Below are 21,661 nucleotides of genomic sequence, written 5' to 3' on the forward strand. Positions count from 1 at the left end.
CCATGCACCTGCTCAGGACCCAGCCCGGCGGTTTCGTCTCGGATGACAACATTGCCGACCTTGGCCAAACCCCCGCCGAGCTGGTGATTCTGTGCAGCGGCGACTCCAGCCTGGCGCTGCTCGCCGAAGCGGCGCAGCAGTTGCCCGAGGACTATCCGAGCCTGCGCCTGGCCAACCCGATGCAGGTACAGAATCACGCTTCGGTCGACTTGTACGTCGACGAAGTGCTGCTCCACGCCAAGGTGATTCTGATCTCGCTGCACGGCGGGATCGCCTATTGGCGCTACGGCATCGAACGTCTGGTGGAGCTGTCGCAACGCGGTGTGCAACTGATTCTGGTGCCGGGCGATGACCGTCCTGACCCGGAGCTCAGCGACCTCAGCACCGTGCCTGTCGAAGACCGCGAGCGGCTTTGGCACTTTTTGCGTCAGGGCGGCATGGGCAATGCGCTGGATTTGTATCGCTGCCTGGCCAGTCGTTGGCTGGGCCGCGATTTCCACTGGTCCGAACCGCAGACCTTGCCGCGTACCGCGATCTACCATCCGCACAAAAGCAACGCGACGCTGTGCGATTGGCAAGCCAACTGGCAGGCTGATCAACCGGTGGCGGCGGTGCTGTTTTACCGTTCACATTTGCAGGCGGCAAACACTGCCTTCATCGATGTTTTCTGCCAGCGCTTGCAGGCGGCGGGGCTGAATCCGCTGCCGATTGCGCTGGCCAGTTTGAAAGAACCCGGCTGCCTGACGGTGGTCGAGGACTGGCTGGATGAGGTGCAGGCCTCGGTGATTCTCAACACCACCGGGTTTGCTCAATCGAGCCCTGAAGCTCCGCACCTGCGACCCTTTCGGCGCAATATTCCGGTGATCCAGGCGATTTGCGCCCAGGACAACGAGCCGGGTTGGCGCGCCAGTGAGCAAGGGCTCGGCCCGCGGGATCTGGCGATGCACATCGCCTTGCCGGAACTCGATGGGCGGATCATCAGCCGACCGATCAGCTTCAAGGACCTGTCCTGGCGCAGTGAGCGCAGTCAGTCCGACGTGGTCTGCTATCGACCGCAACCCGAACGCATGGATTTTGTCGCCGAGCTGGCGCGGCGCTGGGTCGAGCTGGCGCGGGTGGCCAATGCTGAAAAACGCATTGCGCTGATCCTCGCCAACTACCCGACCCGCGACGGGCGGATTGGCAACGGCGTTGGCCTCGACACGCCGGCAGCGGCGCTGAATATCCTGCGGGCGCTGCAGGCCGAAGGTTATCCATTGCCTGCCGATTTACCGGAAAGCGGTACCGCGCTGATTCAGCAATTGCTCGGCGGGGTCAGCAATGACCTGGAGAGCATCGACCTGCGCCCGTGCCAGCAAAGCCTGGCACTGGACGACTATTACTCGATGTTCAACGCCTTGCCCGAAGCCAACCGTGCAGCGGTGCTGGAACGTTGGGGCACGCCCGAGAACGACCCGATGTTCCGCAGCGGACGAATGATGGTCGCCGGGCTGCGCTTTGGTCTGACCTTTGTCGGCATTCAGCCGGCGCGCGGTTATCAGGTTGACCCGAGTGCGGTCTATCACGACCCGGATCTGGTGCCGCCCCACGGTTACCTGGCGTTCTATTTCTGGTTACGTCAGGCCTACGGCACCCACGCGGTGATTCACGTCGGCAAGCACGGCAACCTCGAATGGTTGCCGGGCAAGGGCGTTGGCCTGTCCGAAAGCTGCTGGCCGGACGCATTGCTCGGGCCGCTGCCGAACATCTATCCGTTCATCGTCAACGACCCGGGCGAGGGCGCGCAGGCCAAACGGCGGACTCAGGCGGTGATCATCGACCACCTGATGCCGCCGCTGACCCGCGCCGAAACCTACGGTCCGTTGCGCAATTTGGAACTGTTGGCCGACGAGTATTACGAAGCCCAGTTGCTCGACCCACGCCGAGCGCGTGAGTTGCAGCGCGACATCCTCAATCTGGTGCGTGAAACTCATATCGACCGCGAGTTGCAGTTGGACGAGAAGCTCGACAGCGACGCCGATGCCGCGATCTGGTTGCCGCGTCTGGACACCTATTTGTGCGACTTGAAAGAGTCGCAGATTCGCGACGGGCTGCACGTGTTCGGCGAATCGCCAAGCGGACGTCTGCGTATCGACACGTTGCTGGCGTTGCTGCGGATCCCTCGCGGCGACGGTCGAGGGGCGCAATCGAGTTTGCTCCGGGCGTTGGCCAAGGCTTTCACGCTAGGGTTCGATCCACTGGATTGTGTGTTGTCCGATCCTTGGTCAGGTCCGACCCCGGCTGAATTGCGGACGCTCAGCGCTGAGGCGTGGCGCACCACTGGCGACACTCGCGAACGTCTTGAGCTGTTCGCCGCGCAGTTGATCGAGCAGGCACTGAGCGCTGATGTCGAGTTGTTGAGTCAGCCCGGCTGGGGTGACGTCAGCGCGATCATCGGCAGCTTGCGTGACGTCGTCGCACCGCGACTGGACGCCTGCGGTCCTGCAGAAATGCGCGGTCTGCTGGATGCGCTCAGTGGTCGTTTTGTTCCGGCAGGGCCTAGCGGCGCACCGAGTCGCGGACGCCTCGATGTGCTGCCCACCGGGCGCAACTTTTACTCGGTGGACGTGCGCAACCTGCCGACCACCACCGCCTGGCGCATTGGTTTCCAATCGGCGAACCTGATTCTTGAACGGCACCTGCAGGACCACGGCGATCATTTGCGCCAGTTGGGTTTGTCGGTCTGGGGCACGGCGACCATGCGTACCGGCGGCGATGACATCGCCCAGGCCATGGCACTGATGGGCGTGCGTCCGATCTGGGCCACGGGCAGTCAGCGGGTCGACGACTTTGAAATACTGCCGCTGAGCCTGCTCGACCGGCCGCGAGTGGACGTGACGTTGCGCGTTTCCGGGTTCTTCCGCGATGCCTTCGCCAACCTGATTCGGTTGTTCGACGCGGCCGTGCAAGCGGTTGCCGCGCTGGACGAGCCAGACGATATGAACCCGTTGGCGGCCAAGGTTCGCGGTGAACGCGAAGCGCTGATCCAGTCCGGTCTGGACGAAGACGCCGCTGCACGACAGGCCGGCTGGCGGATTTTCGGCGCCAAGCCCGGTGCTTATGGCGCGGGCGTACAGGGCGCCATTGATGGACGTTTGTGGCAGAGCCGCGAGGATCTGGCCGAGGTTTATCTGAACTGGGGCGGCTACGCTTATGGCGGCTCCGATGAGGGTACGGCGGCTCGCAAACAGTTCGCCCAGCGCTTGAGCCAGGTCCAGGCGGTACTGCAAAACCAGGACAATCGCGAGCACGACTTGCTCGATTCCAACGACTATTACCAGTTCCAGGGCGGCATGCTCGCCGCCGTCGAAAGCCTCAGCGGTGAAGCGGCGGCGAGCTACCATGGCGACCACAGTCAGCCGGATTTGCCGAAGATCCGCACCCTCAAGGAAGAGCTGAACCGGGTGATTCGTTCCCGGGCGGCGAACCCGAAGTGGATCGACGGGGTCAAGCGGCACGGCTACAAAGGTGCTTTTGAACTGGCGGCCACCGTCGATAACCTGTTCGCCTTCGACGCCACCACCCGGTTGATCGACGATCATCAGTACGCCATGCTGGCCGACGCCTATTTGCTTGACCCGTCGACCCGCGAGTTTGTCCAGCAGCATAATCCGCACGCCTTGCGCGACATGACCGAGCGCATGCTCGAAGCTCAGCAACGCGGGATGTGGCAGGAGCCAGGGGCTTATCGGGAGGCGTTGGAGAATTTGTTGTTGGATATAGAAGAAGACAGTTGAGGGCTCGTTCCCACGCTCTACGTGGGAATGCCTCATTGGACGCTCTGCGTCCGCTCTTGAATGTGACGCGGAGCGTCACGGGCTGCATTCCCACGCAGAGCGTGGGAACGATCAATGAGAAAAAAAGATGACCGACACCCCGCATTTCCCGCTGTCCGCCGTGGTCGGCGCCGATGCCCTGAAACTGGCGCTGTGCCTGACGGCCATCGACCCGAAAATCGGCGGCGTGCTGATCGAGGGCCCGCGGGGCATGGCCAAGTCGACGTTGGCCCGTGGCCTGGCGGATTTGCTCGCCAGCGGGCAATTCGTCACTTTGCCCTTGGGCGCGACTGAAGAGCGGTTGGTTGGCACTCTGGACCTGGACGCCGCGCTGGGCGAAGGCCGTGTGCAGTTTTCCCCCGGTGTGTTGGCCAAGGCTGACGGCGGCGTGCTGTACGTCGATGAAGTGAATTTGCTACCCGATCATCTGGTGGATCTGTTGCTCGACGTCGCTGCCAGCGGCACCAACCTGATCGAGCGCGACGGCATTTCTCATCGGCATTCGGCGCGCTTTGTGCTGATCGGCACCATGAACCCGGAAGAGGGCGAACTGCGTCCGCAGTTGCTCGACCGTTTCGGTCTGAACGTCGCGCTCAGCGGTCACACTGCGCCGCTTGAACGCGGCCAGATCATCCGTCGCCGGCTGGATTTCGACAGCGACCCCCAAGGCTTTTGTGCCCAATGGGAAGCTCAGCAGCAGCAATTACGCGAGCGCTGCCAACACGCACGTGTGGCACTGGCGAGCATTCCTCTGGACGATCAGGCGCTGGCGCAGATCACCGAGCGTTGTTTTGCCGCCGGGGTCGACGGCTTGCGCGCTGACCTGGTCTGGCTGCGTGCGGCTCGCGCCCATGCGGCGTGGCGGGGGGGCGAGGCGATCAGCGAGGACGACATCGATGCAGTGGCCGAGTTTGCCTTGCGCCATCGGCGTCGCGACACGCCGCTGTCTGCTTCGAGCCAGAACCCTGCGCCAGACGCGTCCGCCGCCCAACCACCGAACCCCGGCGAAGGCCAGGGCCAGTGGGGTGAAATGCCCGCTCAGGCATTACCCACCGGCGCCCGCCGTGAAGTGCCGAGCTGGCCAAAAAAGCCCTAGGCATTCGCCCTCGATCTGACGCGGGGGCGAATGCCAAACCCCGCGCAGGACGCCTGAAAAACGGCAGGCAAGGTCAGCGTCGAGCCGCCCACAGCGGCTCGGTCAATTGGCCCGGCACGCTGCTCAGCGGTCGCCCGCGTCAGCGCGAAGACCTGCTGTTTCACCTGCGCAGTCGTTCGCCCCATGAGCTGTGGCTGGTGATTGTCGATGCCTCGGCCTCGACCCGGCGTCATCAGGCGCTGAGCGACGCTAAAGGTCTGCTGGCGCAACTGTTCGACGACGCCTATTGCCTACGTGCGCGGCTGGCGCTATTGACCGCCAGTGGCGCTGCACCGAAGTGGCAGGTGCAAGGCCTGAAAGCCTCCGCCAGCCTGCGCGACTGGCTCGACGCACTCGGTGCGGGCGGAGGCACGCCGCTGTTCGCCGCGCTGGATGAGGCGACGCATTGGCTGGCGTTGCGGCAAAAGCGTTTTCCGGCAGAGCAACAACGGGTGTTGCTGTTGACCGATGGACGCCTCAAAGATGCGCCAGAGCTGGTCGCGCTCAATTGCCCGGCGTTGCTGGTGGACATCGAGCGCGGGCCGATTCGATTGGGGCGGGCGAAGGCCCTGGCGCACGAATTGAACGCAGACTATCGACATATCGACACGCTTTAATCTGCCGAATTACCCACAGCACCTATGCTGTGGATTCAGCCCACCACAGGAGTGAACCATGCGTGTTCTAGCCGCTAACAGTCAGGACGATTTCCGCGTCAAAGCCTATGCCGGTACCAACGGTGTGTTACTGGCCATGGACCTGGCCGAACCCCGACGCAAAGGCCTGCTTGGTTTTGCCATCGAAAAACAGCAAGGCAGCGGGCCCTGGGAATTTCTGTTCAACAGCCTGACCTTCCCCGGCAAGGCGCACACCTTTGCTCAATACAACGCGACGCCCAGCGACAGCGCACCGTTGCAGAAATTTCGCTGGGCCGATTACACCGTCAAACCCGGGGTAACGATCAACTACCGGGTTCACCTGGCTTATGGCACGCCGGATGCGCCGCAATTGGGCGAGGCATTGGCGGTGACGGTCACCACCGACAATGGCTTGCCGACGGGCCAGCATGTCATTTTCAACCGTGCAGTAGCAGCCAGTCAGGCTTTCTCCCGGGAGTTTCCCGAACTCGATGCACAGCTGAGCGCCAACAAGAACCTGTCCCTCGACGACTGGCCTGCCGCACCACGGCAATGGCTGGAGAACGGCTTGCTGGAGGAGATCACCGGTTTCATTGAGCGCGCCGTGGATGGCCAGTGGGCGCTGGACATTGCGATTTACGAGTACCAGTTACCGACCATTATCGATGCGGTCAACGCGGCGTTTGGGCGCGGGGCCAAGGTTCGGGTGCTGTATCACGCCAAGCCCGGTGATACTGACACCACGATGAATGAAGAGAGCCTGGCGAAGCTTCCCGCCGAGAGCAAGCGGGGGCGGGTGACCCACGCGATCTTCCATGACAAATTCATCGTGCTGAGCAAGATCGATAGTGGTGAGTATCGGCCGCAATCGGTGCTGTGCGGCAGTACCAACTTCACCGACAACGGCGTCTACCGCCAGGCCAACGTGGTGCATGTGCTGGACAATACCGCTGTGGGTGTCCGTTATTTGCAGGTGTTCGAGCAGATCTGGGCAGCGCCGACCGATGTCGGCGCTACGCGTACCTGGTTGACCAAGAACAACCCGATGGACCCGTCGCAACCACTGTTTGTCGGTTTTTCACCGCGTACCGGCCAGGCCGATCTGCAGCAATTCGTCGAGATCATCAATGCGGCGAAGAAGGACGTTCTGTTTGTCACCGCGTTCGCGCTGCCGGACGAAATCCTCAACGCCTTGCTCGGCCAGCCCCACGACGATGTGCTGCGCTATGGCCTGCAAAACACCGCCAGCCGCATCACCGGTTATCACGCCGACCGCACGGCCGATTTCGCCGCCACCGCGTTGCTCAACACCGGTATCGAAGGCTGGCTCAAGGAAAGCATGAAAGGCCAGAAGGGCGATCTGTTGGTGCACCTCAAAGCCATCGTCGTCGACTTCACCACCGATGCGCCGATCATCATCAGCGGCAGCCACAACCTGAGCATCAATGCCAGTGAAGGCAACGACGAAAACTTCCTGATCATTCGCGGCGACACCGATCTGGCCGACCGTTACGGACTGGAATTGCTGCGCTTCTACGAGCATTACCGATTCCGCTATGCCGCCAAACAAGAGGACCTCAAGCAGGTTCCACCCCTGGCGGTGGATGACAGTTGGACCAACGCCTATTACCTGGACGGCGACCTGCGAATGCTCTCGCGGTTGCGTTTTTCCGGGAGATAAGTAACGCCCGATTCGCGTGGCCTTGAACGTCATGCCGCCGGTCTGCTTTCACAGGGGCTGTGCGGCACTTGATCTACCGTTGCCAGTTGAGGAGTGCGCTCCTCATCCACGCGGTTTTTCAGGGAGATCTACCATGGCACATGTACGGCGTGATGTATGGAAGCTGGGTTCTGGCTGGAGCGATACCTTGTTGTGGTATGCGCGTGGCGTCGGAGTCCTTCAACAACGACCGATCACCGACCGCACCAGTTGGCGGTTTCTGGCAGCAATACACGGTATCGATATTCCCCTTTGGCAAAGCGCCGGTTATCTGCGACCGAATGAGCAGTTGCCGTCCCAGACCGATCAGGACACCTACTGGAACCAGTGCCAGCACCAGACCTGGTACTTTTTGCCGTGGCACCGCGGCTATCTTGCGTCATTCGAACAGATCGTCCGCAAGGCTATCGTCGGTCTCGGAGGGCCAAGTGATTGGGCCCTGCCGTACTGGAACTACAACGAGAACCAGCAGACGCTGAAGCTGCCCGCCTGTTTCGCCGCGACCACGTTGCCCAACGGTGAGCAGAATCCCTTGTTCGTGGCTCGCCGGTTTGGCCCGACCGGCAATGGGGTGGTGGTGCTCAACGAGCAGCGGATCAATCTGCGTCCGGCCCTCACCGATCACGATTTCGCCGGCGGTTCCGGCGGTGGCTCTCCAGGCTTCGGTGGCCCGGTCACGGTGTTCGAGCACTATGGCCAGGTCAGCGGTCGGCTCGAGTCACAACCGCACAACTACGTACACGTCGCCGTGGGCGGCCAGCAACAGGGCAGCCGGGTGCCGGGGTTGATGATCGATCCGGATACCGCCGCTCTGGACCCGATATTCTGGCTGCATCACGCCAACATCGACCGGCTCTGGGACGTGTGGCTGCAGCGTGACCGGCAGAACCACAACCCGGTCACCAGTGCGTGGCTCAATGGTCCGCCGACTCCGGGTCGGGGCTTCGTGGTGCCGACGGTCAGTGGCCAGCCGTGGCCGTTCAAGGTGTCTGACATGCTCGATACCCGGGCTCCGAAGCTGGACTATAGTTATGAGGATACGTCCGACCCGCTGCACGGTACCCGGGCGTTTCAACAACGCTTGGAAACCCTGCGCGCAAGCCCCGAGCCTCTGGGTGCTGCAGCCGTGAAGGAACAGCCCATGAGCGCCCAATCCCCCGCCGAACTGCTCGGCGCCAACGACAAAGCCATCGCCCTGACCGGGGGGACGGTCGAGACGCCGTTGCAACTCGACCAGAGCACCTCGGGCAAGCTGATGGGCAACCTGAAATCCCGAGCCTTTGCCCCCGCGGTTGCGGAGCATTCCCTGGACCGGGTGTACCTCAACCTGGAAAACATCCGTGGAAACAATGACGCGGCGACCTTCGACGTGTACATCAGTCTGCCGGTCGAGGGACAGTTGTCGGCGCTGCCTGACCAGTACGTCGGGTCGATCTCGCTGTTCGGCGTGCGCAAGGCCAGCAATCCGGACAGCCTGCATGGCGGCAAGGGCGTGAGCCAGGTGCTGGAGATCACTGATGTCTTCGACAAGCTCAGTGCCAGCGGCCACCCGATTCTGGCGAAATTGAAAGTGCGCTTTGTACCGGTGGCCGATGTTCAGGCCGAGGACAACATCACGGTCGGTCGCGTGAGTGTCTACCGGCAAGGCGACTGAAGATGGGGCCATACCTCATCCAGGCCGTGACCCGAGGCTTCCTGCCATGGCTGATCCTGATCAGCCTGGCAGGTTGGGGGCTGCTCCTCGGTTCGGTGCAGATGCTGTCTATCCCCGCATTCTGCGGAGCCTTCGTGCCTCTTGCTTATGCCGCGAGCTGGGAGGGGATTGAACAGGCGTTGCTGTTCAATCCTCCCCGGCAGTTGGTGGTTTCATGGCTATTGATGTTGCTGGCGATGACCCCCTTGCTGCTGGTCCATCCGCTGACTTATGTGTGGCAACGCAGTTTGCTGAGGAAGCGCTGGCAGGCAGTGGTGTTGTTTGTGCTGGGTTTCACCAGCGTCTGGACGCTAGCCGGTCTGCTGCTCATGACACTGGTAGTAGCGGCGCGGGTGATGTTTGGGGTTTCGCAGGCGATGGCGTTTATCGTCACTTTGGCCGTGTGTCTGGTGTGGCAGGCCTCGCCGCTCAAACAAAGGTACTTGAACCGTTGTCATCACCAGCCAAGGATTTCGGCGTTCGGCTGGGGGTTTATCAAGGATTGTCTGGCCTATGGTGTGGTCAGCGCAGGCTGGTGCGTCGGGTCGTGCTGGGCCCTGATGTTGTTGCCGATGCTGGCAGAGCAGGGGCATGTGCCGTTGATGCTGTTGAGCATGGGCTGGATGCTCTGGGAACGGTTTAAGCGTCCTCGACCCGTTCGTTGGCACTGGCCGTTTTCACTGCGCCTGTTTCACTGAAAGCCAGGCAAGGCGCTGGCGCCGCCTACGATCTTTTGACTTTCAATCTCCCGGCAATCAGCAGGGCCAAGAGGCTAGAGGTTGTCGTCATGACGTGCGCGATTCCTGTGGGAAATACTCGGGGCGCACGCTAACAAGGGGGCGCTCGCTAATCTTCATGAGCTTTGCGAATGATTGTTAAAAACTGCGCAAGGCCGTTACACCGGCTTGCGCATACGCAACGCTTCGATCATTTTCAGGCAATGATTCAATCCCGGTGAGACATCGCCGACGCGTCGGCTCAGGATGATCGGCGAGGTGGCATTGGTTTCCAGTACCGGCGTGAAACCGATGTCGTCGCGATGCAGCAACTGCACCGAGGCCGGTACCAGCGTGACGCCGATACCAGCGCCCACCAGGCCAATGGCGGTTTGCAGCTCGTTGGTCCATTGCGCGACCTTGATGCTCACACCGTAGGACTCGAACAGCGCGATCACATGGTCGGCATAGCTGGGGCGGGGATTGCCGGGATACAGCACAAACGGTTCATTGGCCAACTCGGTGAGGCTGATGGGCCTGTCCAGCAACGGGTGTCCGGCGGGCAGGGCCGCGACTAGTCTGTCCTCATTCAAGACGGTCTGGATAATCGCCGGATCATCGATACGGATCCGCCCAAAGCCAACGTCGATACGTCCGGCCTTGAGCGCTTGCACCTGTTGCAGCGTGGTCATTTCCGACAGGCCGAGCTCCAGTTCCAGCGACTCGTTGCTGCGCAGTCGGCGAATCAGTTCGGGCAACACGCCATACAGAGTCGAAGGGGCAAAACCGATGCCCAGCCAGGTCTTTTCGCCCAGACCGATACGTCGGGTGTTGTCGCAGACTTTGCTCAATTGCTCAAGCAGGGCGCTGGAGTGCTCAAGGAAAAACCGTCCGGCTTCGGTCAGACGCAATGGCCTGCCACGTTCCAGCAACACCACCCCGAGTTCATCTTCCAGTTGCTGGATCTGCCGGCTCAACGGTGGCTGGGCGATGTGCAGGCGTTCGGCGGCGCGGGTGAAATTCAAGGTTTGACCCAGCACCTGGAAGTAACGCAGATGACGCAGCTCCATGAGCCCTCCACAGTCGACAATGGTGAATACCTTTAAGGTATCGATCCAGACCAATTCTATATTGGAACCTTGAAAAAAGCCGTACGAGAATCCGTCACAGAACTTCAAGAACCTGACGGGTATCGACATGCTTTCTTCTGCCATTGAATCGATCGAGACGATCATCGTCGATCTGCCGACCATCCGCCCGCACAAGCTGGCAATGCACACCATGCAGAATCAGACGCTGGTGATCATCCGCGTACGCAGCAAAGACGGTATCGAAGGCATCGGCGAATCGACCACCATCGGTGGCCTGGCCTACGGCAACGAAAGCCCGGACAGTATCAAGACCAACATCGACAAGCACTTTGCGCCGCTGCTGCTGGGACAGGACGCGTGCAATATCAACGCGGCGATGCTGCGCCTGGAGCGCAGTATTCGCGGTAATACCTTCGCCAAATCCGGCATCGAAACCGCTTTGCTCGACGCCCACGGCAAGCGCCTTGGCCTGCCGGTCAGTGAGTTGCTCGGTGGCCGCGTACGCGATTCGTTGCCGGTGGCCTGGACGCTGGCCAGCGGCGATACTGCCAAGGACATCGCCGAAGCCGAGCAGATGCTCGACCTGCGTCGTCACCGGATCTTCAAGTTGAAGATCGGTGCCGGTGAAGTCGACCGCGACCTGGCTCACGTCATTGCGATCAAAAAAGCCTTGGGCGACCGTGCCAGCGTGCGCGTCGACGTTAACCAGGCCTGGGACGAAGCGGTGGCGCTGCGAGCCTGCCGGATTCTCGGTGGTAATGGTATCGACCTGATCGAACAGCCGATCTCGCGCAACAACCGTGCCGGCATGGTGCGCCTCAACGCGATGAGCCCGGCGCCAATCATGGCGGACGAGTCGATCGAGTGCGTGGAAGATGCGTTCAACCTGGCGCGTGAAGGCGCGGCCTCGGTGTTCGCACTGAAAATCGCCAAGAACGGCGGCCCCCGCGCTGTGTTGCGCACTGCGGCAATTGCCGAAGCCGCCGGCATCGGCCTGTACGGCGGCACCATGCTCGAAGGCGGGATCGGCACACTGGCCTCGGCCCATGCCTTCCTCACGCTGAACGAGCTGAGTTGGGACACTGAACTGTTCGGGCCGCTGTTGCTGACCGAAGACATCCTCAGCGAGCCACCGGTTTACCGCGATTTCCATTTGCATGTTTCGCAGGCACCCGGCCTTGGCCTGAGCCTGGACGAAGAGCGTCTGGCGTTTTTCCGCCGCGATAAAACCTCCACTGCCATTCATTCCGTCTGAGGAGAACTGCATGTTGTTCCACGTAAAGATGACCGTGAACCTGCCGGTCGATATGGACCCGGCGCGCGCCGCTCGGCTCAAGTCCGACGAAAAGGCCCTGGCCCAACGCCTGCAACAACAGGGCAAGTGGCGCCATCTGTGGCGCATTGCCGGGCTGTACGCCAATTACAGCGTGTTCGACGTCGACAGCGTGCAGGAACTGCACGACCTGCTGATGCAACTGCCGCTTTACCCCTACATGGCTATCGAAGTGAACGCGATGTGCAGGCATCCTTCCTCTATTCATGAGGATGATCGCTGAGCCGTTGCCTTCCAGTTCTGTACTCTAATAAATACAAGATGAGGATTAATCATGAACGCCAAAATTTCCCACACTGCCAGCGCACAGAAGTTTCTCGAAGACGCCAGTGGCCTGCTCAACAACGCTGGCAACCCGCGCGCCAAAGCGCTGATCTACCGCATCCTGCGTGATTCGGTGAACATCATCGAAGACCTCGAAGTGACCCCGGAAGAGTTCTGGAAAGCCGTCAACTACCTGAACGAACTGGGCGCGCGCCAAGAAGCGGGCTTGTTGGTTGCAGGCTTGGGCCTGGAACACTACCTGGACCTGCTGATGGATGCCGAAGACGAGCAGGCCGGTAAATCCGGCGGCACCCCGCGCACCATCGAAGGCCCGCTGTATGTCGCTGGCGCACCGCTGTCCAACGGCGAAGCACGGCTGGACGACGGCGTTGATCCGGGCGTGGTGCTGTTCATGCAGGGCCAGGTCAAGAACACCGATGGCAAGCCGCTGGCCGGTGCCGTGGTGGATGTCTGGCACGCCAATACCGGCGGCACCTATTCGTACTTCGATGCCAGCCAGTCCGAGTTCAACCTGCGTCGCCGGATCGTCACCGACGCCGAGGGTCGCTATCGCTTTCGCAGCATCGTGCCGTCCGGCTACGGCTGCCCACCGGACGGTCCGACCCAGCAGTTGCTTGATCAACTGGGTCGTCATGGCCAGCGCCCGGCGCACATCCACTTCTTCATCTCGGCGGATGACCATCGTCACCTGACCACCCAGATCAACCTGGACGGTGACAAGTACCTGCACGACGATTTCGCCTACGCCACTCGCGATGAACTGATCGCCAAAATCACCTTCAGCGACGATCAGCAGCGTGCACGCGAGCATGGCGTCAGCGGACGCTTTGCCGAGATCGAATTCGATTTCACCCTGCAGTCGTCGGCGCAACCGGAAGAGCAACATCGTCACGAGCGAGTGCGCGCGCTGGAGAACTGATCAGCGCGGGCCCAGGCCACGGGATAACTGACCGTTTATCCCGTGGCCTTCCGCTTTGCGGTCACTCGCATAGAATGGCCAGGCCCGATTTTCCTGGGATGCGTGCCCAATAGCGCCCGCACCGTAGCCGATAGTGACAATTAGAGTGAGCGGTTATGCAAGCGCATCTATTGAGTGAGCGCAGCAGTGTGTTTGAGCAGGCCGATCCCTATGCGGTATCGGACTACGTCAATCAGCACGTGGGCAACCATTGCATCCGCTTGCCCGGAAGCGGCAGCCCTCAGGCCAGTCTCAATCACCGTAAATTCGCCAGCCTCGACCTCTGCCGTATCAGCTATGGCGGCAGTGTGCGGGTGACCTCGCCAGCGCTGGAAACCCTCTACCACTTGCAAGTGCTGTTACGCGGAAACTGCCTGTGGCGTGGTCATCGGCAGGAACACTACTTTGCGCCCGGTGAGCTGCTGCTGATCAACCCGGACGATCCGGTGGACCTGACGTACTCTGACGACTGCGAAAAATTTATCGTGAAAATGCCCGCCAGCCTGCTGGATTCGGTGTGCCAGGAGCAACGCTGGTTGCACCCGGGGCAGGGCGTGAGGTTTCTCGAGAACCGCTACCAACTGGATGAGCTTGAAGGTTTCGTCAATCTGCTGGGCATGGTTTGCCAGGAGGCTGAAGCGACCGAGCGCATGCCCCGTGTTCAGGAGCATTACGCGCACATCGTCGTGAGCAAGATGCTCAGCCTGATGAAAACCAATGTCAGGCGCCTCGGTCTCGGCTCGCAGTCAGCGAACTTCGAGTTGATCGCCGACTACATCGAACGCAACCTCAAGCAGGACATCTGCAGCGAAGAACTGGCGCGTCAGGCACAGATGAGCCTGCGTTCGCTGTATGGGTTGTTCGAGCGCAATGCGGCCACCACTCCAAAAAACTACATCCGGCAGAAGAAGCTCGAGCGGGTCAACGCTTGTCTGAGCGACCCGACCTGCACGGTGCGCAACGTGACCGAACTGGCCATGGATTACGGCTTTTTGCACCTGGGACGGTTCTCCGAAAGCTACCGCAAGCAGTTCGGCGAATTGCCGTCGGACACCCTCAAGCGCCGTCACTGATACAAAACCTGGCGCATGGCTTGTCAGACGTGATCGTTCCCACGCGCAGCAAAGGAATGCCTCACTGGACGCTCTGCGTCCGCTTCGGCATGTGACGCGGAGCGTCACTGGCTGCATTCCCACGCGGGAGCGTGGGAACGATCATTGCGCGTCTTCCTTGCACAAAACGGATAAAGGTCTGCACCCAGCGGATATTGTCCAGTCGCCGCCCGCCCTAGCATGAGCCTGCCTGAATAAAAACAATGGAGGCGGCGGCCATGTCCCTGCGACCCGAATACCTTCACTCCCTGCTTGAAGAAGACAAAGACCAGGGCATCTACCGCTGCAAGCGGGAGATGTTTACCGACCCACGCTTGTTCGATCTCGAGATGCAACACATCTTCGAAGGCAACTGGCTGTACCTCGCCCACGAGAGCCAGATTCCGAACAAGAATGATTTCTACACCACCACCATGGGCCGTCAGTCGATCTTCATTGCGCGCAACAAGGACGGCGAACTCAACGCGTTCATCAACGCCTGCAGCCACCGTGGCGCGATGCTCTGCCGACACAAGACCGGCAACAAGTCTTCCTACACCTGCCCGTTTCACGGTTGGACCTTCAACAACTCCGGCAAGCTGCTCAAGGTCAAGGACCCGGCGGCGGCCGGCTACCCGACGAGCTTCAACTGTGAAGGCTCCCACGACCTGACCAAAGTCGCGCGCTTCGAATCCTATCGTGGCTTCCTGTTCGGCAGCCTCAAGGCCGATGTGGTGCCGCTGGTCGAGCACCTGGGCGAGTCGGCGAAGATCATCGACATGATCGTCGATCAGTCCGCCGATGGCCTTGAAGTCCTGCGTGGTTCATCCAGCTACATCTACGAAGGTAACTGGAAACTCACGGCTGAAAATGGCGCCGACGGCTATCACGTCAGCTCGGTGCACTGGAACTATGCCGCCACCCAGAACCAGCGCAAACAGCGCGAATGCGGTGACGAGAACCCAACCATGAGCGCCGGCACCTGGGCCAGGCAGGGCGGCGGTTTCTACTCCTTCGACAAGGGCCACATGCTGCTCTGGACCCGTTGGTCGAACCCTGAAGACCGGCCGCTGTACGAGCGCCGCGACCAACTGGCCAAGGACTTTGGCCAGGCCCGCGCCGACTGGATGATCGAGAACTCGCGCAACCTGTGTCTGTACCCCAACGTGTACCTGATGGACCAGTTCAGTTCGCAGATCCGCATCGCCCGGCCGATCTCGGTCAACCGCACCGAAATCACCATTTACTGCATCGCCCCCAAAGGCGAAAGCGACAGCGCGCGTTCGAGCCGGATTCGTCAGTATGAGGACTTTTTCAACGTCAGCGGCATGGCGACGCCGGACGACCTCGAAGAATTCCGCTCCTGCCAGATGGGCTACCAGGGCAGCGTCACCGCCTGGAACGATATGTCCCGTGGTGCCGAGCACTGGGTTGAAGGTGCCGATGAGGCGGCCAAAGAGATCGATCTGCACCCGTTGCTCAGCGGTGTGCGTACCGAAGACGAAGGTCTGTTCGTGCTGCAACACAAGTACTGGCAGGAAACCATGCTCAAAGCCTTGAGCGAAGAGCAGTCGGCCTTGATCAAGGTGGAGGAGTTGTCATGAGCATCTCTTACGACGCCGTACGCGATTTTCTCTACCGCGAAGCGCGCTACCTCGATGACAAGGAGTGGGACAACTGGCTGGAGCTGTACGCCGCCGACGCGACGTTCTGGATGCCGTCCTGGGACGATAACGACGAACTGACCGAGGACCCGCAACGGGAAATCTCGCTGATCTGGTACGGCAACCGCACGGGCCTGGAAGACCGCATCTTCCGGATCAAGACCGAGCGTTCCAGTGCCAGCGTGCCGGACACTCGGACCTCGCACAACATCAGCAACATCGAGCTGCTCGAACAGGCCGACGGGCTGTGCAAGGTGCGCTTCAACTGGCACACCTTGAGTTTTCGCTACAAGACCGTCGACAGCTATTTCGGCAGCAGCTTCTACACCCTCGACGTGCGTGGCGACAGCCCGCTGATCAAGGCCAAGAAAGTGATCCTGAAGAACGATTACGTTCGTCAGGTCATCGATGTCTATCACCTGTGAGGCAGCCGTCATGACTCATTCCATCGCACTCAATTTTGAAGACGGCGTCACCCGTTTCGTTGACGCCAACCCCGGCGAAACCGTGGCTGACGCTGCGTATCGCCAGGGCATCAACATCCCGCTGGACTGCCGCGACGGCGCCTGCGGTACCTGCAAATGCTTCGCCGAAGCCGGGCGTTACGATCTGGGCGAGGAGTACATCGAAGACGCCCTGAGCAGCGACGAGGCCGAAAAAGGCTTTGTGCTGACCTGCCAGATGCGCGCCCTCAGCGACTGCGTGGTGCGCGTGCCAGTGTCCTCGGACGTCTGCCGCACGCAAAAGGCCCACTACAGCGCGGCCATCAGCCAGGTGCGTCAGCTGTCGGACAGCACGATTGCGCTGTCGATCAAGGGCGAAGCCCTGAGCAAACTGGCGTTCCTGCCGGGGCAATACGTCAACCTCGGCATTCCCGGCAGCGAGCAGACCCGCGCCTATTCGTTCAGCTCGTTGCAACGCGACGGTGAAGTCAGCTTCCTGATCCGCAACGTGCCGGGCGGGTTGATGAGCAGTTTTCTCACTGGTATCGCCAAGGCCGGCGACAGCATGAGCCTGGCCGGGCCGTTGGGCAGTTTTTACCTGCGCGATATTCAGCGTCCGTTGCTGTTGCTGGCGGGCGGTACGGGTCTGGCGCCGTTCACTGCCATGCTGGAGAAAATTGCCGAGCAGGGCAGTGAGCATCCGTTGCACTTGATCTACGGCGTGACCAATGATTTTGACCTGGTGGAATTGGATCGGCTGCAAGCCTTGGCCGCGCGGATCCCGAACTTCAGTTTCAGTGCCTGCGTGGCCAACCCGCAAAGCGCGCACCCGCTCAAGGGTTATGTGACCCAGCACATCGAACCCAAACACTTGAACGACGGTGATGTCGATGTCTACCTCTGCGGCCCGCCGCCGATGGTTGAGGCCGTGAGCCAGTTCATCCGCGAGCAGGGCGTCGCGCCGAAAAATTTCTACTACGAAAAATTCGCGGCGAGTGCTGCGTAAGTGCGGGAGGGTTTGATGAACAGATTTCATGAGAAAGTCGCGCTGATTACCGGTGCGGCCCAAGGGATTGGCCGCCGCGTCGCCGAGCGCATGGCCGCCGAAGGTGCGCGACTGATTCTGGTCGACCGTTCCGAACTGGTGTTTGAGCTGCAAGAGCAGTTGGGGCAAACCAGTGAAGTGCTGACCCTCACCGCCGACCTCGAACAGTACGCCGAGTGCCAGCGCGTGATGACGGCGGCCATCGAGCGTTTCGGTCGTCTGGATATATTGGTCAACAATGTTGGCGGGACCATCTGGGCCAAGCCTTTCGAGCATTACGAAGAACAACAGATCGAAGCGGAAGTCCGCCGTTCGCTGTTCCCGACGCTGTGGTGCTGCCACGCGGCGCTGCCGTTCATGCTGGAGCAGGGCAGCGGCGCCATCGTCAACGTGTCATCCGTTGCCACGCGCGGGGTCAATCGCGTGCCTTACGGCGCGGCCAAGGGCGGAGTCAATGCGCTCACCGCGTGCCTGGCGTTCGAAGCCGCCGAGCGGGGTGTGCGGGTCAATGCCACCGCGCCGGGCGGCACCGAAGCGCCGTCACGGCGGATTCCGCGCAACAGCGCTGAGCAAAGCCCGCAGGAGAAGGTCTGGTATCAGCAGATTGTCGACCAAACGATCGACAGCAGCCTGATGAAACGCTATGGCACGATTGACGAGCAGGTCGGGGCGATCCTGTTTCTGGCCTCTGACGACGCGGCTTACATCACCGGGCTGGTGATGCCGGTCGGCGGCGGTGATCAAGGCTGAGTCTCGGTGACCGTTACCCGACGGGACCGTCGTTGGGTAACGGCGGCACTTTCAAGCTCTGTGTTAACATCGCCGCCTTATGCAAAACGGCACGAAGAGGGGTTGAAAGAAGATGGCTCAGAGGATGGTGGTGCTCGACACCGAAACCACCGGTATGCCGGTGACCGACGGCCACCGGATTATCGAGATCGGTTGCGTCGAGTTGATCGGTCGACGCCTGACGGGCCGGCATTTCCACGTTTATTTGCAACCGGACCGGGAAAGTGACGAGGGCGCGATTGGCGTCCACGGCATCACCAACGAATTCCTGGTGGGCAAGCCGCGTTTCGCTGAAGTGGCCGATGAGTTCTTCGAGTTCATCAAGGGCGCGCAGCTGATCATCCATAACGCGGCGTTCGACGTTGGTTTCATCAACAACGAATTCGCGCTGATGGGCCAGCAGGATCGGGCTGATATCACCCAGCATTGCTCGATCCTCGACACCCTGATGATGGCGCGGGAGCGTCACCCAGGCCAGCGCAACAGCCTCGATGCCTTGTGCAAACGCTATGGCGTCGACAACTCCGGCCGTGAACTGCACGGCGCCTTGCTCGACTCCGAGATTCTCGCTGACGTTTATCTGACCATGACCGGCGGTCAGACCAGTCTGTCGCTGGCCGGTAACGCGTCTGACGGCAATGGTTCGGGCGAAGGTTCGGGCAATCAGGCGAGCGAGATCCGTCGTCTGCCCGCCGATCGCACGCCGGCACGGATCATCCGCGCCAGTGAGGCGGAGCTGGCCGAACACGCCTCACGCCTTGAAGTGATCGCCAAGTCTGCCGGTGCCCCGGCGCTCTGGACTCAACTGGCCGAGGCCGAGGCACAAGCTTAACCACCGAGCATGAATAGGACGGGCTCCCTCGCCACAGTATCGGGTGGTGCGTGACCTGTTTTGGGGCATCCTCTCGCCACACGAGCCTCAACCCTCTACCCTGAGTGTATTGGCAGACCACGGTCTGCTGCCTCAGGACGCCGAGCCCCATGTATAAAGACTTGAAGTTCCCGGTCCTAATTGTCCATCGCGACATCAAGGCCGACACAGTCGCCGGTGATCGCGTGCGCGGCATCGCCACGGAGCTTGCACAGGAGGGTTTCAGTGTCCTTTCGGCGGTGGATTACGCCGAAGGGCGGTTGGTCGCTTCGACTCACCACGGCCTCGCGTGCATGTTGATTGCCGCCGAAGGCGCCGGGGAGAACACTCACCTTTTACAGAACATGGCCGAATTGATTCGTGTGGCCCGCGCCCGTGCGCCGAATTTGCCGATCTTCGCCCTGGGCGAGCAGGTCACTCTGGAGAACGCTCCGGCCGATGCGATGAGCGAACTGAACCAGTTGCGCGGCATTCTTTATTTGTTCGAAGACACCGTGCCGTTTCTGGCGCGCCAGGTCGCCCGGGCAGCGCGCAGCTACCTCGATGGCTTGCTGCCGCCGTTTTTCAAGGCCTTGGTGCAACACACCGCCGACTCCAACTATTCCTGGCACACCCCAGGGCATGGCGGGGGAGTGGCTTATCACAAAAGCCCGGTTGGCCAGGCGTTTCACCAGTTTTTTGGGGAAAACACCCTGCGTTCGGACCTGTCGGTATCGGTGCCGGAACTCGGCTCGTTGCTGGACCACACCGGGCCACTGGCGGAAGCTGAAGCCCGTGCGGCACGTAATTTCGGCGCCGATCACACGTTTTTCGTGATCAATGGCACCTCGACGGCCAACAAGATTGTCTGGCAAGCCATGGTCGCGCGTGACGATCTGGTGCTGGTGGACCGCAACTGCCACAAATCGGTGTTGCACTCGATCATCATGACCGGGGCGATCCCGCTGTACCTGTGTCCGGAGCGCAATGAACTGGGGATCATCGGGCCTATTCCGCTGAGCGAATTCAGCCACGAATCGATCAAGACCAAGATCGACGCGAGCCCGCTGACCAAGGGTCGGGAGCCCAAGGTCAAATTGGCGGTGGTGACCAATTCGACGTACGACGGGCTCTGCTACAACGCCGAACTGATCAAGCAAACGTTGGGCAACAGCGCCGAAGTGTTGCACTTCGACGAAGCCTGGTACGCGTATGCAGCGTTTCACGAGTTCTTTGCCGGGCGCTACGGCATGGGCACTTTGCGCACTGAAGACAGCCCGCTGGTGTTCACCACCCATTCGACCCATAAACTGCTGGCGGCCTTCAGTCAGGCGTCGATGATTCACGTGCAGGATGGCGGTGCTCGACAGCTGGACCGCGACCGTTTCAATGAAGCGTTCATGATGCACATCTCCACCTCGCCGCAATACAGCATCATCGCCTCGCTGGATGTGGCGTCGGCGATGATGGAAGGCCCTGCCGGCCGTTCGCTGCTGCAGGAAATGTTTGATGAAGCCCTGAGTTTTCGTCGGGCGCTGGCTAACCTGCGTCAGCACATCGCCACCGACGACTGGTGGTTCTCGATCTGGCAGCCACCGTTGGTGGAGGGGATCGACAGGGTCACGACCTCCGACTGGCTGTTGCAGCCCGAAGCCGACTGGCACGGCTTTGGCGACATTGCCGAAGATTACGTGCTGCTGGACCCGATCAAAGTGACGCTGGTGATGCCGGGACTGACGGCCGGTGGCGCGCTGAGCGAGCGGGGGATTCCAGCAGCAGTGGTCAGCAAGTTCCTCTGGGAACGCGGGCTGGTGGTGGAGAAAACCGGTCTGTATTCATTCCTGGTGCTGTTTTCCATGGGCATCACCAAGGGCAAGTGGAGCACCTTGCTTACCGAGTTGCTCGAATTCAAGCGCAGCTACGACGCCAACGTCAGCCTGGCGGCCTGCCTGCCGTGTGTCGCGCAACGAGACGTAGCGCGTTATCAAGGCATGGGGCTGCGCGACCTGTGTGATCAATTGCACACCTGCTACCGCAGCAACGCCACCGCCAAGCACCTTAAACGGATGTACACGGTACTTCCGGAAATCGTCATGAAGCCGGCCGACGCCTATGATCAATTGGTTCGTGGTGAGGTCGAGGCGGTGTCCATTGATCAATTGCAGGGACGTATTGCTGCGGTAATGCTAGTGCCATATCCGCCGGGGATTCCGCTGATCATGCCCGGCGAACGCTTTACCGAGTCGACACGTTCGATCATCGATTACCTGGCGTTTGCCCGCACGTTCAACAGCAACTTCCCGGGCTTCGTCGCCGATGTACACGGCCTGCAGCATGAAGGCGAGGGCAGTGGGCGGTGTTACACCGTCGATTGCATAAAAACTTGAGGACTTTT

The 21,661-nt window shown here is 60.9% G+C and carries 17 protein-coding genes; 16 read left to right on the forward strand and 1 reads right to left on the reverse strand.

What is annotated here, in order from left to right; all coding sequences use genetic code 11:
• Positions 1-2: 2 nt before the first annotated feature.
• The 6 genes from cobN to FPT12_RS12380 all read left to right on the forward strand — a co-directional run bounded on the left by cobN (position 3) and on the right by FPT12_RS12380 (position 9,699).
• Positions 3-3,776 (forward strand): cobaltochelatase subunit CobN, encoded by a 3,774-nt coding sequence (gene cobN, locus FPT12_RS12355; protein ID WP_145016506.1) that lies wholly within the window; start codon positions 3-5, stop codon positions 3,774-3,776.
• 127 nt (positions 3,777-3,903) lie between these two features.
• A complete protein-coding gene (locus tag FPT12_RS12360) occupies positions 3,904-4,911 on the forward strand; it encodes an ATP-binding protein (RefSeq protein ID WP_145016507.1) in 1,008 nt (335 codons plus the stop codon).
• Between the two features lie 2 nt (positions 4,912-4,913).
• Complete coding sequence (locus tag FPT12_RS12365; RefSeq protein WP_371922548.1) at positions 4,914-5,567, forward strand: VWA domain-containing protein; 654 nt, start codon at positions 4,914-4,916, stop codon at positions 5,565-5,567.
• A gap of 58 nt (positions 5,568-5,625) precedes the next feature.
• On the forward strand, positions 5,626-7,269 hold the full coding sequence (locus FPT12_RS12370) for a phospholipase D-like domain-containing protein (RefSeq protein ID WP_145016509.1): 1,644 nt from the start codon (positions 5,626-5,628) through the stop codon (positions 7,267-7,269).
• A 133-nt stretch (positions 7,270-7,402) separates the two neighbouring features.
• Positions 7,403-8,962 (forward strand): tyrosinase family protein, encoded by a 1,560-nt coding sequence (locus tag FPT12_RS12375; protein WP_178098732.1) that lies wholly within the window; start codon positions 7,403-7,405, stop codon positions 8,960-8,962.
• A gap of 2 nt (positions 8,963-8,964) precedes the next feature.
• Positions 8,965-9,699, forward strand: coding sequence for a DUF2182 domain-containing protein (locus FPT12_RS12380; protein WP_145016511.1), 735 nt, complete (start codon positions 8,965-8,967; stop codon positions 9,697-9,699).
• A 197-nt stretch (positions 9,700-9,896) separates the two neighbouring features.
• On the opposite strand, the gene FPT12_RS12385 is transcribed toward FPT12_RS12380, so the two are convergent.
• Complete coding sequence (locus FPT12_RS12385) at positions 9,897-10,787, reverse strand: LysR family transcriptional regulator (RefSeq protein WP_145016512.1); 891 nt, start codon at positions 10,785-10,787, stop codon at positions 9,897-9,899.
• Positions 10,788-10,914: 127 nt separating this feature from the next.
• On the opposite strand from FPT12_RS12385, the gene FPT12_RS12390 reads away from it, so the two are divergent.
• The 10 genes from FPT12_RS12390 to FPT12_RS12435 all read left to right on the forward strand — a co-directional run bounded on the left by FPT12_RS12390 (position 10,915) and on the right by FPT12_RS12435 (position 21,653).
• The gene (locus FPT12_RS12390) at positions 10,915-12,063 is read left to right on the forward strand and encodes a muconate cycloisomerase family protein (RefSeq protein WP_178098734.1); all 1,149 of its coding nucleotides are present in this window, start codon (positions 10,915-10,917) and stop codon (positions 12,061-12,063) included.
• 10 nt (positions 12,064-12,073) lie between these two features.
• Entirely contained in the window at positions 12,074-12,364 is a 291-nt protein-coding gene (gene catC, locus FPT12_RS12395; protein WP_145016513.1) for a muconolactone Delta-isomerase, read from the forward strand.
• Between the two features lie 51 nt (positions 12,365-12,415).
• On the forward strand, positions 12,416-13,345 hold the full coding sequence (catA, locus tag FPT12_RS12400) for a catechol 1,2-dioxygenase (RefSeq protein WP_145016514.1): 930 nt from the start codon (positions 12,416-12,418) through the stop codon (positions 13,343-13,345).
• A 155-nt stretch (positions 13,346-13,500) separates the two neighbouring features.
• The gene (locus FPT12_RS12405; RefSeq protein WP_145016515.1) at positions 13,501-14,457 is read left to right on the forward strand and encodes an AraC family transcriptional regulator; all 957 of its coding nucleotides are present in this window, start codon (positions 13,501-13,503) and stop codon (positions 14,455-14,457) included.
• A gap of 257 nt (positions 14,458-14,714) precedes the next feature.
• The gene (benA, locus tag FPT12_RS12410) at positions 14,715-16,079 is read left to right on the forward strand and encodes a benzoate 1,2-dioxygenase large subunit (protein ID WP_145016516.1); all 1,365 of its coding nucleotides are present in this window, start codon (positions 14,715-14,717) and stop codon (positions 16,077-16,079) included.
• Positions 16,076-16,564, forward strand: a complete 489-nt coding sequence (gene benB / locus FPT12_RS12415) for a benzoate 1,2-dioxygenase small subunit (RefSeq protein WP_145016517.1) — start codon at positions 16,076-16,078, stop codon at positions 16,562-16,564. The genes benA and benB overlap by 4 nt, the downstream gene beginning before the upstream one ends.
• Positions 16,565-16,574: 10 nt before the next feature.
• Positions 16,575-17,588: a benzoate 1,2-dioxygenase electron transfer component BenC gene (gene benC, locus FPT12_RS12420; RefSeq protein ID WP_145016518.1), complete on the forward strand. Its 1,014-nt coding sequence runs from the start codon at positions 16,575-16,577 to the stop codon at positions 17,586-17,588.
• A gap of 15 nt (positions 17,589-17,603) precedes the next feature.
• On the forward strand, positions 17,604-18,377 hold the full coding sequence (locus FPT12_RS12425) for a 1,6-dihydroxycyclohexa-2,4-diene-1-carboxylate dehydrogenase (protein WP_145016519.1): 774 nt from the start codon (positions 17,604-17,606) through the stop codon (positions 18,375-18,377).
• Between the two features lie 112 nt (positions 18,378-18,489).
• Positions 18,490-19,248, forward strand: a complete 759-nt coding sequence (gene dnaQ / locus FPT12_RS12430) for a DNA polymerase III subunit epsilon (protein ID WP_145016520.1) — start codon at positions 18,490-18,492, stop codon at positions 19,246-19,248.
• A 149-nt stretch (positions 19,249-19,397) separates the two neighbouring features.
• Positions 19,398-21,653: an Orn/Lys/Arg decarboxylase N-terminal domain-containing protein gene (locus tag FPT12_RS12435; RefSeq protein ID WP_145016521.1), complete on the forward strand. Its 2,256-nt coding sequence runs from the start codon at positions 19,398-19,400 to the stop codon at positions 21,651-21,653.
• The last annotated feature ends 8 nt before the right edge of the window (positions 21,654-21,661 follow it).

Origin of the sequence: Pseudomonas sp. H3(2019) (genome assembly GCF_007713465.1) — a bacterium.
Classification (GTDB): domain Bacteria; phylum Pseudomonadota; class Gammaproteobacteria; order Pseudomonadales; family Pseudomonadaceae; genus Aquipseudomonas.

Coding starts and splice junctions, on each gene's coding strand:
- cobN (WP_145016506.1), top strand. CDS start 3: ATGCACCTGCTCAGGACCCAGCCCGGCGGTTTCGTCTCGGATGACAAC.
- FPT12_RS12360 (WP_145016507.1), top strand. CDS start 3,904: ATGACCGACACCCCGCATTTCCCGCTGTCCGCCGTGGTCGGCGCCGAT.
- FPT12_RS12370 (WP_145016509.1), top strand. CDS start 5,626: ATGCGTGTTCTAGCCGCTAACAGTCAGGACGATTTCCGCGTCAAAGCC.
- FPT12_RS12375 (WP_178098732.1), top strand. CDS start 7,403: ATGGCACATGTACGGCGTGATGTATGGAAGCTGGGTTCTGGCTGGAGC.
- FPT12_RS12380 (WP_145016511.1), top strand. CDS start 8,965: ATGGGGCCATACCTCATCCAGGCCGTGACCCGAGGCTTCCTGCCATGG.
- FPT12_RS12385 (WP_145016512.1), bottom strand. CDS start 10,787: ATGGAGCTGCGTCATCTGCGTTACTTCCAGGTGCTGGGTCAAACCTTG.
- FPT12_RS12390 (WP_178098734.1), top strand. CDS start 10,915: ATGCTTTCTTCTGCCATTGAATCGATCGAGACGATCATCGTCGATCTG.
- catC (WP_145016513.1), top strand. CDS start 12,074: ATGTTGTTCCACGTAAAGATGACCGTGAACCTGCCGGTCGATATGGAC.
- catA (WP_145016514.1), top strand. CDS start 12,416: ATGAACGCCAAAATTTCCCACACTGCCAGCGCACAGAAGTTTCTCGAA.
- FPT12_RS12405 (WP_145016515.1), top strand. CDS start 13,501: ATGCAAGCGCATCTATTGAGTGAGCGCAGCAGTGTGTTTGAGCAGGCC.
- benA (WP_145016516.1), top strand. CDS start 14,715: ATGTCCCTGCGACCCGAATACCTTCACTCCCTGCTTGAAGAAGACAAA.
- benB (WP_145016517.1), top strand. CDS start 16,076: ATGAGCATCTCTTACGACGCCGTACGCGATTTTCTCTACCGCGAAGCG.
- benC (WP_145016518.1), top strand. CDS start 16,575: ATGACTCATTCCATCGCACTCAATTTTGAAGACGGCGTCACCCGTTTC.
- FPT12_RS12425 (WP_145016519.1), top strand. CDS start 17,604: ATGAACAGATTTCATGAGAAAGTCGCGCTGATTACCGGTGCGGCCCAA.
- dnaQ (WP_145016520.1), top strand. CDS start 18,490: ATGGCTCAGAGGATGGTGGTGCTCGACACCGAAACCACCGGTATGCCG.
- FPT12_RS12435 (WP_145016521.1), top strand. CDS start 19,398: ATGTATAAAGACTTGAAGTTCCCGGTCCTAATTGTCCATCGCGACATC.